This window comes from Synechococcus sp. PCC 7335 (assembly GCF_000155595.1).
Classification (GTDB): domain Bacteria; phylum Cyanobacteriota; class Cyanobacteriia; order Phormidesmidales; family Phormidesmidaceae; genus Phormidesmis.
In genome coordinates this window covers 45002-60981 of record NZ_DS989908.1, presented here as the reverse complement: position 1 = coordinate 60981, position 15980 = coordinate 45002, and the positions used below count along the sequence as shown (strand labels likewise).

Here is a 15980-nt window from a genome sequence, read left to right as displayed (position 1 = left end):
CGTTCAGCCGCCTTCGCCTGCTGAATCTGGGCCTTGAGTTGCGCCTCCTTCTCCAGTAGGCGTTCGAGCTTAGTCGTCATCGTCCGTATCCCAAAAGCAAAGCCGTGACATAAATCACAACTCAGCGTAACGACGAACCAGAGCAAGAGAAACGACCACTTTAGAAAAAGAAACATTCGTACTAAGTAAGTCCAGATATCCTGAAATGGTCATCAGGAGATGACCCGATCCGCCCGTTCCCTTCATCTTCTGACCCTGGCCGCGCGAGCACGGCCCGTTCTGGGAGAACAGCCCCACATCGTCCCCATCAGCCCCCATCCCGTCGTTCTCCCAGAACAGAAGGGCGCACTTATGCATCGCAAGCGATGTCGTGCGCTGGGGCTTTGCCCCTAGACCCCACCGGAGTCCCTCACCTTCTCGATATGGCTATCTACAGTTTCCGCATGCAGGTAATCGGTCGCAGCGCTGGGCGAAGCGCGACAGCGGCAGCTGCATATCGTTCGGGTGAGCAAGTGAAAGACGAACGCACTGGCAAAGAACACGACTATACGGGCAAAAGCGATATCTACGATAACGAAATCCTCAAACCTAAAAACGCGCCCGAGCGATACGCAGATCGTGAGGCGCTATGGAACGAAGTTGAACAGCGAGAAAAACGAAAAGACTCTCAGCTATGTAATGAAGTGATGGTGGCCTTACCCGCCGAACTCACCCATGAGCAGAAACAACAACTCATCCGTGAGTATGTGCAGAGTGAATTCGTCGAGCAAGGGATGATAGCGGACATCGGCTATCACGATTTCGACAGTCATAACCCGCACGCGCACATCATGCTGACGATGCGCTCAGTGGATGAAGATGGCTTCGGTAAAAAGAAGCGCGAATGGAATCGGCGAGATGCGGTAAAGGACTACCGAGAGCATTGGGCTGAGTACGCTAACCGGGCGCTAGAGCGAGCAGGCCACGAGGCGAGAATTGACCACCGCAGTCTAAAAGAGCAGGGCATCGAACGCGAGCCACAGATCCATCTCGGTGCCCAAGTCCTGGAGATGGAAGCCAGAGGCGTTCGGACGCGAGTCGGTGACGAATCACGCCGCATCAGCAAAGTGAACCGCGACATCGCCCGCAGACAAAAAGCCTGTGAAAAAGTGCAGGCCGACATTAAAGACGAGCAACGTGATGAGCAGCAGAGATCGCAGCAGCTACCAACACTAGAACATCAATCATCTACTGAGCAAACCAAAACCCAAAAGCCGCAGGAGGAGACCCAGAAAAAAGCGCAACAGCGAGACCAGCAGATCGAAAAACAGCGCCAGTGCAGTCAGACGCAGCAGCGTCAGCAAAAGCGAGAGCGAAAGAAGCAGAAAGACCAAGGATACGGATACTAAATCTCAGCGGTAGATGCCCTTATGACATATCCCAGAAATGCCCTCGGTTCGTTAGCAAGAGCCAAGCACTTTGATTATCTCTACAAAGACTGTCCGAACGTCATCTGCACGATGCTAATCTTCATCGGTTTATTGCCCTATCTGGTCAATCCGACCTGCTTATTGTGGCTGGTTTATCTGATGCAGATGGTCGCCTACGGCGTGTTGCTGTTCGTCGCCATCAGTCGCAATTTAATCACTGGAGAAAAGACCAAACAGCAGCGCCGAACGTTCTACCTCATCGCAGGGGTGCTGCAAGCGGTTCAGAAGACCGCCTATCCAGGCATTTCGTGTCTTGTACGCCTTAGTTTCTAAAGACTACACTTGGGGCAATCGTGCTTTGATGTTGCTAATATCCAGAGGCATTTATGGATAACTTTGAAAGTGTTTATCAAGACTGGCTCGCTGAATATAAGGCATTGGAGACTCAAGCTCCTCTTACAGCACATGATGCGCTGATGCTCGGAGGCATGGTTTTTGAGCAGCGGATGCGAGAGGCTGTTAAAGCTGGCGTCTATAACAAGGAATGGATCAAAGCAGTTGGTCAGTTTGAATTAAAGGTAATGCGAGGACTCGAAGAGTTCAATTCACTCCTCTCGTATGAGCAGTACAACCAATTGTTAGGGCTGCAAATAGATGCCCAGCAAATTAACCCGGATTTCGTCCTCATGCCACCACTCCCTATAGCCAGAAGCACCCCTGACAACATCGCAGATGCACTGGCTGAGGGCAGAATTATGGTCGAAGACCTTGAGTAGTCTCATCTGGTAGATGTCTGCGGCGGCGACCGCACCTCTTTTCTCGGCGTGGCTAGTGAACTCTAGCCGATATTTGCTGACAGCTAGAGGGGTAAAGGATTCGTTGGCCTTTACCTTCAGTCTTTCTCAGTATTATTACAGGCTTGGCTGCCGTCGAGAAGTCACGATAGCTAAGCCTGTGATAGCCCTTGTTAGACCTGCTAGTTTGTGAGTTAAAGAAGAGAGTTAACAAAAGCAGAAGGATATACTCCGAAATGTCGATAAAACGCTTTGTAAAAACTATGCCCTAGTACATAGCCTACGGCAGTTGCAACATCTTTCACTCGATTGCCTAAAAGCAGAGCTTCTTTCGCACGTTCCATTCGAATTGCCCTGACAAACTCATGCGGTCTCATTCCTGTCGTCAACGTAAACGTTCTGATGAAGTGGTAGAGACTTCTATCTGTAACATCAGCCAACGCTTTCACGGGAATAGGCTGTTTGATAGAGGCTTCAACGAAGTCCCTTAACTTGGCGAGTCTGCTGTCAGATAAGTGAGCGTCGTTGACTCTAGGGCGACGTCCGCCCAGCTGCGTACAAATCATATGACCGACTAAGGTACGAGTTAGCTCTTCCGCTTCTAGTTCGTCTAATAGCCAACCTCCCGTTGCATGAGCGCGAAACCGACAGGCTACTGCCCATAGCACTTGATCATCAACGTGTTGAATGTTGTCGAAACAGACAGCACTTGGGGCTCTAAAGTAATTGGCAGCCGTTTCTCTAACTTCCAGTGACGGCTGTAGCTCTAAAAACTCAGATGAACTATCTACCTTCACAAACTCTAGCTGCTGCGCACCATGTATCGCGCCAGTACCAGCTGGGATAGCTTTTGCATAGGTAGACCCTCCTGGTACTCGCACCAGTGTTTCTTCATGACCGATGAAGGCTATATCAATGGAATATGGTGACGAGACTGAAGGTTCTAGGCGTAACTGAGATTGAGGCTGCCGTCCGTAGACAGCCTTCACACAATCGAACTTCTGCTCGCTCCGATAGGGTCTAAATGGCTGCATAGTTACGAAAATTGCTGTGTTTTAGGCGGTTACCTCTAAAGAGTGAGAGATGGCCGCTGACGGTGCTTATATCCTAATGGACGTACTCAAAAAGTATGATTTCCATGACCCCGGTCATGTTGGCAGTAAGTGATGACCTTTTTGGAATGCAGACCACGGAAGAATCCTAACTCGATACCCCAAATTTAGAAAATGTGTGAAGCCATAAATGTTTAAAGAGAAGAAGTTCGATCCCGTTCGCCGTGGCATCTTGACTGGAAGCGCCGCCGCAGCGACCGCCATGGCGCTTGGAGCTCGCCGCACTGCTGCGCAATCCGTCACGTCGTCCGTCACGTCCGCGCCCGCACCTGGCCGCCGGATGCTTGGCAGTCTGGAAGTCTCCGAAGTTGGCCTTGGTGTACAGAATATGCACCGCACCTTCCACACCATCGTTCCAGATCGCGGTGATATGATTCAACTGATCCGCACTGCTTTTGACGAGGGAGTCACCTTTTTCGATTGCGCTGAGGTGTATGGCCCGCACGAATGCGAGCGTATCCTGGGGGAGGCCATGGCACCGTTCCGGGACCAGGCGCAAATCACGACGAAGTTTGGTTTCGATGTTGACCTTGAAACGGGCGAATTTAGCGGTGGGGTAATCAGCGATCCGGCGCGCATCCGGCAAGCTGTTGAAGGGTCGCTGCGTCGCCTGGGCACTGATCGGATAGACCTGCTCTATCAGCATCGCGTCGATCCTGATGTGCCTATCGAAGAAGTCGCAGGAACGGTTTCTGATTTGATGAAGGAGGGTAAAGTCCTAAACTGGGGACTGTCGGAGATGGGGCCTAATACACTGCGCCGAGCCCACGCCGCCTTACCTGCCACCGCCGTACAGAATGAATACTCTATGCTCTACAGAGGCGTGGAAAACGACATTCTCCCAATCTGTCAGGAATTGGGTATTGGCTTCGTTCCGTTCGCGCCGCTCGGCTATGGCTTCCTCACGGGAGCGGTCGATATGGAGACAACGTTCGCACCCAGTGATTTTCGTGCGCTTACATCCCGGATGGATCCCGAGAATCGCGAGGTAAACATGGCACTCGTGGAGCTTGCAAGCGATTGGGCCAATCGTAAGGGTGTCAAGCCAGGGCAAATCGCGCTGGCTTGGCTCCTGGCGCAAGGCCCGTCGATTGTGCCTATACCTGGCACAACGCAAATGCCGCATCTACGCGACAACATCGCTGCGGCGAATGTTACATTCACCGCAGCAGAGTTATCCGAATTCACAACTGCGCTTGATGCAATTGAGGTGCAGGGTGAACGCGCCCCCGCAATTGTCATGGAATGGAACGGGACAGAGGCTCGTGAAATTTAAGGTATCGTTGACTTAGGGCGTTCAAGTAGTAACGGAATAGAAAACTGCACTAAGCATCTCTAATTTCTGTTCCATATGAAGACTTTGCATCGGGAACATTTGTGTGGTTAAACAACAAAGAACAGCTTTAATTACAGGTGGTAATCGTGGTATCGGATTTGCGATCGCCCAAGCCTTAGCCGAGAAATTCGACTACCACGTCATTATTGGTAGCCGCGATGTATCGCACGGCAAAGAAGCCGCAGATAGCATCAATGGAGAAGTCTCTATTGTTGAGATTGATCTCGCCAACCGGCAGAAACTATCGCAGCAGATAAAGACCATTACTGACATCTATCCTTCAATCGATGTGTTGATTAACAGTGCAGGCATCTACCCACCAGGGAAAGTACTAGATATCGACATCGATACGGTGGAAGATGCGCTAAGCATTCACGTCATCGGCCCCTGGATGCTGGTGCAAGCGCTTGTACCTGCAATGGCGAACTCCGGCTACGGAAGAGTCGTGAATGTCTCTTCTGGCGGTGGCTCTTTCGCCTCTGGCCTCGCGCCCTCCTATGCAGCATACGGCGTCTCCAAAGCGGGTATGAACGCGCTGACGTTGCAGCTTGCGAAGACGGTACCTCCTTCTATCAAGGTAAACTCGATGTGCCCTGGATGGGTTCGCACTCGTATGGGTGGTGAAGGGGCATCGCGATCACCTAAGGAGGGGGCAGATACCGCTGTGTGGCTGGCGACCCTACCTGAGGACGGGCCAACGGGTGGGTTCTTCCGTGATCGCAAGCCCATCGAATGGTAATCCAAGCAACAAACAAATAAGAGAACCAACAGAAAAACAATGCGCTGACTTGAGCCTATCTGATGAACACCTTGGACGGCTTGATGCCATCAGCCAAATAAAACTAGGCTTTCCACATGATTTGTAGCAGGCAGAGATGGTTCAGAACTTTGTCTACAACGGAATGCTGGACTGGTATCGATACTCACCGATACCAGTCCAGCAAGCCAATGAAGAACAAATAGATAGAAGCGTTCAGATGAATAACTATCAGGATAGGTATCCTTCTTCGCCCATGCTGCGGAGTACAGACATCATCCAAACCAGAGCTAGAGAAGTCATCAGCCTAGAGTACTTCGAGATCGAAGCAGGCCAGATGCCTCCTTTGGTGTATAGCACTCATCACATCTTGATCAACTTGAAGGAGTCGCCTATCAGGGTTGAGAACTGGCGAGATAAAGAGTATCGAGATTTTCAATTTTCGCATCATGAGATAGTCATTACACCGGCTGGCATGAAGTCAGGCTGGCACTGGCACGGGCTAGCCAACACAATCGTCATCACCATAGACCCTACTTCGCTCAAACGGTTCAGCGAACTTGAACTATGTACGGTTCTGAGCGAACAGCAGCTCCAAAGCATCCCGCAGCAGAAAGATACTGACCTGGCTCAAACAGCAGTCACCCTACTGAATGCTATGAGAACTCGCCGAGTAGGTTACGAAGTTATGTACGAAGCACTATCGCGGGTGTTTCTAGTCAAGCTTATTCAGGTATATGGCGAACGTAGAGCTGATGTCCTCGGAGTGAGTAGCGCTTTCACAGCACAGCACTACCATCAATTCCTCAAGTATGTAGAAAACCACTATAGAGAAAACATCAAAGTTGCTGACGTGGCCTCTTACGTTGGTATGAGTGACGCACACTTCTCACGAGAGTTCAAGAAGACAGTTGGCCAGTCGCCTTATCAGTTCATCATGGTCTTTAGAGTTGAACGGGCACAAGAACTGCTTTCTCGAGTGGACAAGCCTATCGCTGAAGTTGCAGCAGAATGTGGTTTTTACGACCAGCCGCACTTCACTAAGACATTTCAAAAGCTGTTGGGGTGCTCACCCACAGAGTTTCGCAAACAGTACTTCTGCACAGAGCTTTCGTAGACGAGCAGGAATGTACATAAGGTCGCTCCATTGATACAAGAGATGCCTAGCCCGTCTTACTATCGTTAAAGCTGTAGACTATTTGATTGATAGATAAGATGAGCACCGAAACAGTTACTTTCGAGGTTGATGGCGTAGAACTCGTCGGTGACCTACACATGCCAGAGAACACTTCAGCGCCTGTCCCTGCTGTAGCCATCATCGGCCCCATGACCTTTGAACGTAATCAAGCGCCTACTCGATATGCGCAAGCACTATCTCAAGCCGGCTACGCTGCGCTAGCATTTGACGCTCGCTACAGAGGCGATAGTGGGGGAATGCCTAGACAGCTAGAAAACCCGTTTGACAAGCTCGAAGATATGAAAGCAGCTGTTGACTTTCTAAGAAGTAGAGATGATGTTGATAGCGATCGCGTGAATATTCTCGGCATCTGTCAAGGTGGTTCTGTGGCGCTGCGAGCGGCCCAGGAGCATCCCAACGTTCACGCAGTTGCAACTATTACCAGTCAGTACCGCGATCTAGAAGGTGATAAGAACTGGCTAGGTGAGAACTACCAACATCGCGTAGAACGTGGGACTGAAGCTTTGAAGAAGTACAAAGAGACAGGAGAGGTCGATTACGTCAAAGCCGTAGATCAAACTGATATGGAAGTTGGAATGCCAGGTGAGTTTGTCTGGAAGTGGTATCAGCCCTGGGCAGACCGCAACGAGTGGGCAAACCAGTACCCAGTTATGAGCGACAAGATGCTGCTGGACTACAGCTCGATAGAATCTGCGCAGAAGATGGACAAGCCGTGGTTGATAATCCACGGTGATAACTGCTTTCTACCTAATGCTGCTAAGCGTCACTTCGAGGCTATTCCAGAAGGCGTTCCAAAGAGGCTAATCTGGGATGATACACCTCACCTTTCCTACTACGATCAGGATGAACCTATTAGGCGGGCATCTAAGGAAGTTTCTAGCTGGTTTAAGCGAAGCGAATAGTCTGAGAGCAGGCTTTAGTTTCATGTATGTAGACAAGTTGTTCTACCTCCTAGTTAAGGAAGGTAGAACAACTTGTTCTTTTAGAACCAGCGGTAGGTCGGGAGCGTTACCACTCCCTTCCCCCCGCTAGTCCATTATCCTTCTGTACTCTACACAGAGATAGTAGTGACTGTGTAGAGTACAGAAAGGCATGACTTTTGAGACTCTTAAAAACCGTGTCTCAAAACATGTCTTTTAATGGCTTTCTCAAAAGACCTAAGCCATTAAAAGACACTATGGGAAATAACAGCTGGCTGTGACTTGCTAAAATAGCATGGGTGAGCGTAGCGTCTCCTTACAAGTGGCATCCCGACCTACCCGCCCCCCCGCTGGTCCATCCTGCATCACCACTATCTATCTGCGAGATTTAAAGCTCATTTGGTTGACGAAGCTCAGTTAATATTCTCCTAGCCTGCCACTCTTTTTGGCTATCTGCTCAGCTAGGTCGAAAATCAGCAGCCCTATCATCAAATACGCAAACCCATTCAATGCAGACAAACAAAACTGACCTACGCCTATAGTTAGCTCTCTGCTCATCAAATCACGCATCAATCCTGCGCCACCCGTCATCGGTAAGAGCCATCTGATTAACTGTAGCCAACCGAGCCATGTCTCAGTCGTCGCTGTCATAAGAAACAGAACGGCAAACAAGAAAATGGAGACTACCTGGTCAGCGCGTTTGATTAATAGAACTAGAGAGCCTATAGCAAAAGCTAGGCCGTAAGCTCCCATCAACACGGATGTTAGTGGTAGGAGAATTGCTGCTGATATTGTTAAAGACGCTCCTGTGATGAGAAGAATACATAGGAATATGACGAGGGTAATTATCAAACGTAACGTCAGGTTAGCGAGAGCTCGTAACAGTAGGACCTGTTTGAAGCCAAACTGAGACAGGAACAATTGTTCCAAGGTGCCTGTCTGAGCTTCATACTGTAGCTGACCAACCAAGTCAACGATTATGAAGCCTACTAAGCTCCATAGCACGTATCCTACGATGACTTCTTCGAGACGCTCCCCAAACTGTATACTTGGGCCAGCCATGTATTGAGTTCCTAGAAACAGTCCATAAAAAACAGAGGTTGTTATTACGATAAGACCAACAGCGTCACCAGGGTAACGAATTAGCTGAAGCCAACTTCGCCGAAGTTCAGCCATAAATAATTCAAACACCGCTACTCCTTTTTGTTAAATTTAAGAAGACTGTTGTTAGATCAGGTACATTCTCATACATCTTGTGATACGTAGTGGTCTGAGAAGGTCTATGATTGGTATGCTGTCTAAATTACTGAAGTAGGTGACTTTCTGTTTCAACAATCGTCCCGATGCTCTCTAAACTACTTCTAGTTTGTTCCATGAGACTTCCAGTAAACTCTATGCTGTATGACCTAAGAGAAGAGGCATGTAGTAGTTCGTCAGTTTTTGAGAATGCAACAACACTACCTTTATCAATGATGGCAACTTTGTCTGCCAACTCTTCTGCAATATCAAGCTGATGAGTGGTTAAAAGAATGCCACAGCCTTTCTGTGCGACCTGCCTAATAATTTTTTTTATATTCTGCGTTGCCTCTATATCCAAAGCAAGTGTAGGTTCATCTAAGAGTAGAACGGAAGGATGATGAATTAGAGCGACTGCAAAGGCAAGCTTCTGCTGCATTCCCCGCGATAGATTTTGAACGATCGTATGACGCTTATCTAGGAGATCGAAGTCTGCTAGAAGCTCGTTTGTACGTCGGAGTGCTTCAGTTCGCGATAAGCCTCTTAGAATTCCAAAGTACTCTAAGTTCTCTATAGGCGTTAGCTTCCAATACAAGTTTCGATTACCTTCTAAAACAGCTCCGATGTGCCGCAGAGCCTTCTGGTTTTTGAAGGGGTTAGAGCCTACGAGTTGTACGCTCCCCGCATCAGGCGAAATTAGGCCCGCAATCATCTTTACGGTAGTTGTTTTTCCAGCTCCATTAGGGCCTAAGAATGCAACTATCTCTCCCCCAGATACACTTAGAGAAACCGAACGAACAGCCTCGAACGTTTTATGATTGCGTTGGTATATCTTTTGCAGTCTTTGGACTGTGAGTACCTTCATAGTGTGACTCGACTCAGCGATGGTTCATTGTTGTGTCGCTAAAGCTGTACAAGAACTTTGGATAGCCTTTCTTGTAGATTCTGTTTCCAGACCATTTCAAGATCTGTCTCTAAAAAGTCAACGTGGCCTACTGTCATAGCTTGTGGCTGAGCGTATTTGTCAGGGTGCGCAATAGATAAGGCTGAAAGGAGCGGTCCATTGGGTTGCTCTGATGAATATTTCAGTTGAGTAGATGAGGCCACAGGGGAAGGCACTTTTATCAAGGCGTTTTGTAGTAGGCCGCTATGGTGCAATTGCACCTGGGTCCCCTCTTGGATAGGGGTTAGCGTCCAGGTCACAATTGAGGGGTCTGACATTCCCGAAACTTGCCAACTGTACACCAGTCGTTTCGGCGACTCTAACTCTATTACCTCACAATCGATTACTGTCTTTAACCCTGGTGATGAGCTGTCTACAAACTGAAAGCGATGACCTAAACAAGGCTTAAAATCATTGTCCATTAGCCATGCTGCTAATGCTCTAGAGTCAGTTAATGCCTGCCATACTTTTTCTGGAGGGTAGGGGTAGCTTTCATCAAGCACCAAGTCAGTCATCACGATTCTTCCTCCAAGTATTCTCCTAGACTTGCCAATTTGTCTCGCCAAAAATGCTCGTAGCCTATCACCCAATCAGAAATCTGCTTAAGCGGCTCAGGAGTTAATCGATAAAATCGCTGTCGTCCTTCTCTCCGCTGAGTGACTAGGCCGACTTTACATAGCACACTCAGATGCTGCGAGATAGCCGGTAGTGACATATCAAAAGGTGCTGCTAGTTGCTTAACTGGCTGTTCACCTTTTTGAAGGTGGTCAAGCAGTGATCTCCTCGTTGGATCTGCAACCGCAGCAAAAACATCTGTATTAGCAGGCGATCTACTCATTTTTATATTTAAGCAAATGCTTAACTAAATTCAGTATATATAAGCATTCGCTTAAATGTCAATTGAGAGGAATCAGTAGATCGCTAGAAAAGTGTCCTGTGTAATTTAGTTCTGAGACAACAGACATTGATAGCCTCACAACGTTGAACTAACATCGTGTCCTGTACTACTGTCCGTAAACCACCGTTTGCAAGACAATTTCGGGGTGCACTTTCTCGTGTGTGAGCTTTCAGCACCAGTGGATTCAGCCATTTGGTGAGTTACTTTGAGCGTATTTACATTGTGAATACGTTTGGCTATACTGCTCTGTATGGATGTGTACTTCCCGCTCAATGGCATTACCTTTATCTGGAATGACCAGAAGGCAGCTGCTAACCCACTCAAGCATGACGGCATTACTTTCCCTCAAGCCGCCGAAGCTTTCTTCGACCCTGTTCTAGTCGTTGTCGATGCTAGTCGTAACGATGAAGCTAGGGACGCTGTTATTGCTTTAGACAAGCGCTGGAACCTTTTATTCGTTGTGTTTGTAGAACGCGAGGACGATCGCATCCGGATTGTGTCCGCCCGCAAAGCGACTCGAAAGGAGCGCCAATACTATGAAGCCTGAAGCCTTGAAAAAGCGACTCAAACGAGACCGCCCGATGACGACTATGACGATTCGGATGCCGGAAGACGTGATTGAAGACTTGAAGCGGATAGCCCCGCTGCTGGGTTTTTCTGGCTATCAGCCGCTAGCGCGAACTTATATAGGACAGGGCTTGCGGAGCGATCTAGAACGACTGGAGAACAATACCGTGTCTTCCTTGATTGATAGTCTGAAGCGTCATGGGGTAGGTGACGAAGTGATTCAAGAAGCGCTGAACGAGGTTGCAGGGATCTAGCGTCATCCCACCGCGTCAGCGTTGTGCGTCTAAGCCTGTGCGTGCTGTAATCTGTCAGGATAATGCGATTGCATACCTTCCGCCACGCCTTGTCATAAGCTTGCGTTGCGATCACCAGTTGCTAGATAGCAGACAGACGATTGTTGTTCATTAAAATATTTCCTTTTTGTTCTTCTTGCAAATCAACAGCTTTTTGTTCTTATCTGATGCAAGTATACGAACAACTAATCGGAATGGAATGAAGCGTAGAGCTGTCTCATCTTCCTAAATTCTAACGAGCGGATGAGACGCATGAGATAGGCTAAATTAGTTAGCCGATTAGAGACATGAAACGGCTGTAATTCACTTCTGACAAAGTGAACACAGTGTGTTCCAAATTTGACTAGTTGCCTCTCGAAGCAACTAACCGCCCAGTTACAGCAAGGACTTTAGCGCTGTCTTAACCTGAGACTCTGGACTAGATGGACTAAATCATCCTCTTCAGTCTCATCTCACAATGAGCAGTCAAAGTATTATAGTGAGACTAAAGTGCCGTTGATGCTGTCTTGTAGTGAGTCTTTGTTGCTTGGTGTTGACTTCGTAGTCTTGTGCCTCACTACTGAAGAATTGTTGTTTCCAAAGTCACCCAGTATTCAAACTTATGCAGAGTCAAGTAGAACAGATTGTTCAACAGGCAACCTATTGGGCAGTTAGTCAGGAGTCCATTCTAGCAGCAGCCTTAGTCGGTTCGCAGGCTCGTGGCACGGCAACTGCTAAGTCAGATATCGATCTAATGTTTTTAGCTAGACAGCCTCTACACTTCAGAATGAGCACAGACTGGCTAAGCAAGATTAACTGGGGCGATCTCTATATCGAGAGCTGGGAAGATAAGGTCTATGGTGTTGTGTGGTCGCGTCACGTACAACTAAACGCTAGTAACCCACATCGTATAACGGTCGAGCTAAGTTTCGGGCGACTAAGTTGGGCGTCTATCACACCCTTAGATACGGGCACTCAGCAAGTTGTTCGCGATGGTTGCCGTATCTTGTATGATGCCGAAGGACATCTGTCTCGGTTAGTGCGATTTGTGCTGAGCCAGTATGGATAGAAAGGCGCCCGAAGCATAATCAGATCGCAACTGCGATAAAGGGACGCAAGCGCAACTGCGTGTTGTATCTCTCTTTGTTCGCCTGCTAAAGTTCTTGAGCAAGCGTCAAGACGCGTTGATATAGCTGAGGACTGATACGAAACCCAGCTTCTTCGATCAAGCTATCCGTCACAGACTGAACTTGAGGAATGAGGGTTCTTTGCTTCGCGACCAGTAGAACACCCAATATGCCAATGATAGACAGTCCAAGTCGAGCAGCTTCTTGTCGTCCCAGCCTTTCGTCAATCAGCAGATCGTCAGCTCGTAGCTCAAGTGCCAGAGTGATCGCATGGGCTTCTCCAGCATCTAGTCCTCGTTCCTGTTGCAGTTGATTAGCAAGCTGAGATTGAGTAAGGGCTTGAACCTTAATCCAGTCCAGTTGGAGAGTCTCTGAAACAGTAGGGTTGCTGGCTGCTGCGAGTTCGCTAGCAACAGCCTCAGGAATGATGACGGTTTGGTAGATGACTTCTAGCAGCCAGAGATGCTTAACAAGGGCTAGATTAGAGAGCGCAGAGGTATCGCTGACAACGATCACAGCCAACCCCGCTCGCGCAGATGCTGAACATCTTGCTCAAAGTCTTCCACATCATAGTGAACGCAGATGCCGCGCTCGGCCAGCATCTTCTGAAAGTCCATCAGTTCGATACCGGCTATCTTGCTAGCGCGACTGAGAGAGACACGCTCTTGTTGAAACAAGGCAAAGGCAATCTCTCGTAGCCAGTCGTTCTGGTTAAAGCCCTCTGTCTGACTAAGGCTATCTGGTAGGTTCAGAGTAATTTGCATGGAGCGGCCCTTACGCATCTACCTGCATTGTAAAGTCGGATGGGCTGTAGTTGCCTGTTCTGTATCGGTACAGATGAATCCGTAATCGGACTGCGTGACATGTGTCGTAATCACCGTTTTTGACACATACTGACGAAATGGCAAAAAAGCGGCTTTTGAGCCTGTTTCTGTGTATCAAAAGTTGTGTCATAATCATCGTGTCAAAAATAGGGGGTACTTTACGAGTTTTGACGCATGAAGATCGGCTATGCCAGAGTTTCGACGGCTGACCAGAATATAGAGTTGCAAACGGACGCTTTGAAAGAAGCTGGCTGCGAGAAGATTTTTAGCGATCACGGAGTGAGTGGCGCGAAGGCTGAGCGGCCAGGATTAGAAAAAGCGCTTGACCACATCCGCAAAAAAGATGTGCTGGTGATCTGGAAGCTTGACCGCCTAGGCCGCTCGCTGAGCGATCTGCTGAGCATCGTTAAGGATTTGAAGGAGCGAGGTGCGAACTTTGCCAGCATTCAGGATGGCTTCGATACCTCTACCGCGTCAGGAAAGATGGTTTTCTCTGTGATCGGGGCGATGGCTGAATATGAGCGAAACCTGATTCGCGAGCGGACGATGGCAGGTTTGAAGGCAGCTCGTGCTCGTGGCCGGATGGGTGGACGTCCGAAGGCTCTGGATAAGAGCCAGGTGAAGGTGGCGATCGCACTGGCTGAAGCCGGTGAACTGACAATTAATGAGATCTGTAAGCAGATAGGGTGTAGCCGCTCTACTTACTATCGGCAGGTTGCACCACAGCTTAAAGCTACACAAATATAGACCATGCTTGGATAAGAAGCGCTTAGTGTGTAGCTAGTGACTTGTAGCCACCGAAGCTCGGTAGCATGCAACCTAGCTAGAGTCAGGAAGGAGTCTTCATTTACAGTGTTTCAAACGAATAGAGTTAAAGAAGCGAATCCTCGAAGCAATAGGAGTCTTCCAACATGGTTGAAGTATGGACTACTATTCGCTCTAGGGCTTCTAATGACCGTTACCACTTACAGCGAGCACACCATTACGAAGGCCGCTGAGACAACCGTCTCAACTGCAACTATTGAGAATATAGAAACCTATGTAGAGCAAGAGATCGCGCGTGCAGGACTTCCCGGCGGCGCGTTTGCTATCGTAGCTGGAGACGAAGTACTGGTTGCAAAAGGCGTTGGTATTGCAGACCGCGCGACGCAAGAGCCAGTTACATCAGAGACCGCCTACGCCATCGGTTCTGTCGCCAAGAGTTTTACGTCTACAGCGATTTTGCAGCTTCGAGATAGTGGCTTGCTAGATCTAGATGACCCTGTACAACAGTATCTTCCCTGGTTTCAAGTAGCTGATAAAGCAGCAAGCGCTCAGATTACTATCCGCCAATTATTGACTCATACAAGCGGACTGCCCGGCAGTTCCCACGGTGTCGTCTGGCAGGACCGTCAACGCATTCGCCCTTCTCTTGAACAGGGTGTACGAGCCCTAAAGGATGTTCATTTATCGAGCGCACCTGGCACTCAATTCGAGTATGCCAATATGGGCTACAGCATCTTAGGTATGGTGGTAGAAGCCGTTTCCAATCAATCCTATGACAGTTACTTGCAGACTCAGATATTAGAGCCTTTGCAGATGACCAACAGCGCCACTCAGCTAGATCGGGTGGCGAGGTTAGACGTTGCGACTCCTTACGATACCTTGTTTGGGTTCTCGGTCAAGGCATCACCGCCGGAAAAAACAATGGGAAGCTATCTTGGGCCTGCTGGAGGAACGCTGCACTCAACTGCCGCAGATATGGCCCGCTATGTAATGGTTCATCTTGGCACGCTACCCTTACCCAATCTTTCAGAAACGTCCTTAACCGAAGCGCACTTTGGTGATAGGAAGATAGGTCAGAACACCTTCTATGGCTTTGCTTGGAGCAGTATGGAAGTGGATGGCGTTCCACTGATCGCACACAACGGGAACACAAACGGCTCTTCTTCGGCCATCTTCTTGCTGCCTGAACAGAATATAGGAGGCATCTTGATAATCGGCGCAGGTACTTCTGGCTTACAAGACCAAATTGGGTTAGGCATCGTTAAACAGCTATTAAATCAACCATTAGAAAGGGCAACAACCTACGATCTTTGGAAGCGAATTAGCAAAGCACTCTTAGGCATTAGTATTATCTCTCTTCTGCTACTGATCGGACTAGGATGGACAATTCGACGCCAGCGGTTTCGTGCTTCATCACGCCTTTGGATTCTAGTAAGTAGAGCTTTGTTCTTTTCCGTTCTCTCAGGGTTAAGCTGGTGGTTAGCAGTAGGGATATTGCCCGGCCTCTTTCAACTTCCACAACCTTTTGGTATCTATGGCTGGTCCGTTGATCTATTTATTGGTGTTGGACTACTGCTTTTGAGTACTACTTCTTGGGCTGTCTACAGTACGGTTGTAACTTTTCGCAGAACAAAGCCAGCTAGTGTCTCAAGTCAGAATTGATATATGTTATAAAGCGCCAAGAAAGGACGATAAACCAGAGCTGTCAGCGGATAGCTTGCAGTCGTTCTACCTACTATCGGCAGGTCGCTCCAAATTTGAAGAAGGCTTCTATCATATCGACGTAACTACTTTGTGACGATAGTTAGGCTACAGAACACAC

At 48.6% G+C, this 15980-nt stretch carries 19 protein-coding genes; 12 read left to right on the top strand and 7 right to left on the bottom strand.

The genetic code is table 11. The features are described from left to right. Nucleotides 1–365 precede the first annotated feature (365 nt). From mobQ to S7335_RS25320, 3 genes are read left to right on the top strand one after another with little or no spacing between them, the layout of a single operon-like run. Complete coding sequence (gene mobQ, locus S7335_RS25330) at nt 366–1388, top strand: MobQ family relaxase (RefSeq protein WP_227500132.1); 1023 nt, start codon at nt 366–368, stop codon at nt 1386–1388. A 21-nt stretch (nt 1389–1409) separates the two neighbouring features. Further along, nucleotides 1410–1742, top strand: coding sequence for a hypothetical protein (locus S7335_RS25325; protein WP_006458939.1), 333 nt, complete (start codon nt 1410–1412; stop codon nt 1740–1742). 53 nt (nt 1743–1795) lie between these two features. Then, nucleotides 1796–2185, top strand: coding sequence for a hypothetical protein (locus S7335_RS25320; RefSeq protein ID WP_006458923.1), 390 nt, complete (start codon nt 1796–1798; stop codon nt 2183–2185). Nucleotides 2186–2397: 212 nt separating this feature from the next. Here S7335_RS25320 and S7335_RS25315 read toward each other — a convergent pair whose 3' ends face one another. Next, nucleotides 2398–3237: a helix-turn-helix domain-containing protein gene (locus tag S7335_RS25315; protein WP_006458877.1), complete on the bottom strand. Its 840-nt coding sequence runs from the start codon at nt 3235–3237 to the stop codon at nt 2398–2400. 208 nt (nt 3238–3445) lie between these two features. Here S7335_RS25315 and S7335_RS25310 point away from each other — a divergent pair, with 208 nt between their 5' ends. The 4 genes from S7335_RS25310 to S7335_RS25295 all read left to right on the top strand — a co-directional run bounded on the left by S7335_RS25310 (nt 3446) and on the right by S7335_RS25295 (nt 7508). Next, the gene (locus S7335_RS25310) at nt 3446–4591 is read left to right on the top strand and encodes an aldo/keto reductase (protein WP_006458948.1); all 1146 of its coding nucleotides are present in this window, start codon (nt 3446–3448) and stop codon (nt 4589–4591) included. 103 nt (nt 4592–4694) lie between these two features. Continuing rightward, on the top strand, nt 4695–5390 hold the full coding sequence (locus tag S7335_RS25305; protein ID WP_006458907.1) for an SDR family NAD(P)-dependent oxidoreductase: 696 nt from the start codon (nt 4695–4697) through the stop codon (nt 5388–5390). 136 nt (nt 5391–5526) lie between these two features. Beyond that, entirely contained in the window at nt 5527–6525 is a 999-nt protein-coding gene (locus tag S7335_RS25300; protein ID WP_006458930.1) for an AraC family transcriptional regulator, read from the top strand. A 98-nt stretch (nt 6526–6623) separates the two neighbouring features. Then, complete coding sequence (locus S7335_RS25295) at nt 6624–7508, top strand: alpha/beta hydrolase (protein ID WP_006458906.1); 885 nt, start codon at nt 6624–6626, stop codon at nt 7506–7508. Between the two features lie 435 nt (nt 7509–7943). On the opposite strand, the gene S7335_RS25290 is transcribed toward S7335_RS25295, so the two are convergent. The 4 genes from S7335_RS25290 to S7335_RS25275 all read right to left on the bottom strand — a co-directional run bounded on the left by S7335_RS25290 (nt 7944) and on the right by S7335_RS25275 (nt 10543). Next, nucleotides 7944–8588: an ABC transporter permease gene (locus S7335_RS25290; RefSeq protein ID WP_369791701.1), complete on the bottom strand. Its 645-nt coding sequence runs from the start codon at nt 8586–8588 to the stop codon at nt 7944–7946. Nucleotides 8589–8829: 241 nt separating this feature from the next. Further along, nucleotides 8830–9627: an ABC transporter ATP-binding protein gene (locus tag S7335_RS25285; RefSeq protein WP_006458879.1), complete on the bottom strand. Its 798-nt coding sequence runs from the start codon at nt 9625–9627 to the stop codon at nt 8830–8832. 38 nt (nt 9628–9665) lie between these two features. Next, a complete protein-coding gene (locus S7335_RS25280; protein ID WP_006458941.1) occupies nt 9666–10220 on the bottom strand; it encodes an SRPBCC domain-containing protein in 555 nt (184 codons plus the stop codon). Next, nucleotides 10220–10543, bottom strand: coding sequence for a helix-turn-helix transcriptional regulator (locus S7335_RS25275; protein ID WP_006458886.1), 324 nt, complete (start codon nt 10541–10543; stop codon nt 10220–10222). Before S7335_RS25275 ends, S7335_RS25280 begins: the two co-directional genes overlap by 1 nt. 310 nt (nt 10544–10853) lie before the next feature. Here S7335_RS25275 and S7335_RS25270 point away from each other — a divergent pair, with 310 nt between their 5' ends. The 3 genes from S7335_RS25270 (at nt 10854) to S7335_RS25260 (ending at nt 12511) form a co-directional block, all read left to right on the top strand. Beyond that, nucleotides 10854–11150: a BrnT family toxin gene (locus S7335_RS25270; protein ID WP_006458881.1), complete on the top strand. Its 297-nt coding sequence runs from the start codon at nt 10854–10856 to the stop codon at nt 11148–11150. Then, nucleotides 11140–11424 (top strand): hypothetical protein, encoded by a 285-nt coding sequence (locus S7335_RS25265; protein ID WP_006458911.1) that lies wholly within the window; start codon nt 11140–11142, stop codon nt 11422–11424. Before S7335_RS25270 ends, S7335_RS25265 begins: the two co-directional genes overlap by 11 nt. 640 nt (nt 11425–12064) lie before the next feature. Then, on the top strand, nt 12065–12511 hold the full coding sequence (locus S7335_RS25260) for a nucleotidyltransferase domain-containing protein (RefSeq protein WP_006458875.1): 447 nt from the start codon (nt 12065–12067) through the stop codon (nt 12509–12511). Between the two features lie 85 nt (nt 12512–12596). Here S7335_RS25260 and S7335_RS25255 read toward each other — a convergent pair whose 3' ends face one another. Continuing rightward, complete coding sequence (locus S7335_RS25255; protein WP_038020421.1) at nt 12597–13085, bottom strand: DUF3368 domain-containing protein; 489 nt, start codon at nt 13083–13085, stop codon at nt 12597–12599. Next, nucleotides 13082–13351: a UPF0175 family protein gene (locus S7335_RS25250; RefSeq protein ID WP_198011470.1), complete on the bottom strand. Its 270-nt coding sequence runs from the start codon at nt 13349–13351 to the stop codon at nt 13082–13084. The genes S7335_RS25255 and S7335_RS25250 overlap by 4 nt, the downstream gene beginning before the upstream one ends. A 216-nt stretch (nt 13352–13567) precedes the next feature. On the opposite strand from S7335_RS25250, the gene S7335_RS25245 reads away from it, so the two are divergent. After that, entirely contained in the window at nt 13568–14140 is a 573-nt protein-coding gene (locus S7335_RS25245) for a recombinase family protein (RefSeq protein WP_006458884.1), read from the top strand. 204 nt (nt 14141–14344) lie between these two features. Next, nucleotides 14345–15820, top strand: coding sequence for a serine hydrolase (locus S7335_RS25240; protein ID WP_006458899.1), 1476 nt, complete (start codon nt 14345–14347; stop codon nt 15818–15820). Nucleotides 15821–15980 lie beyond the last annotated feature (160 nt).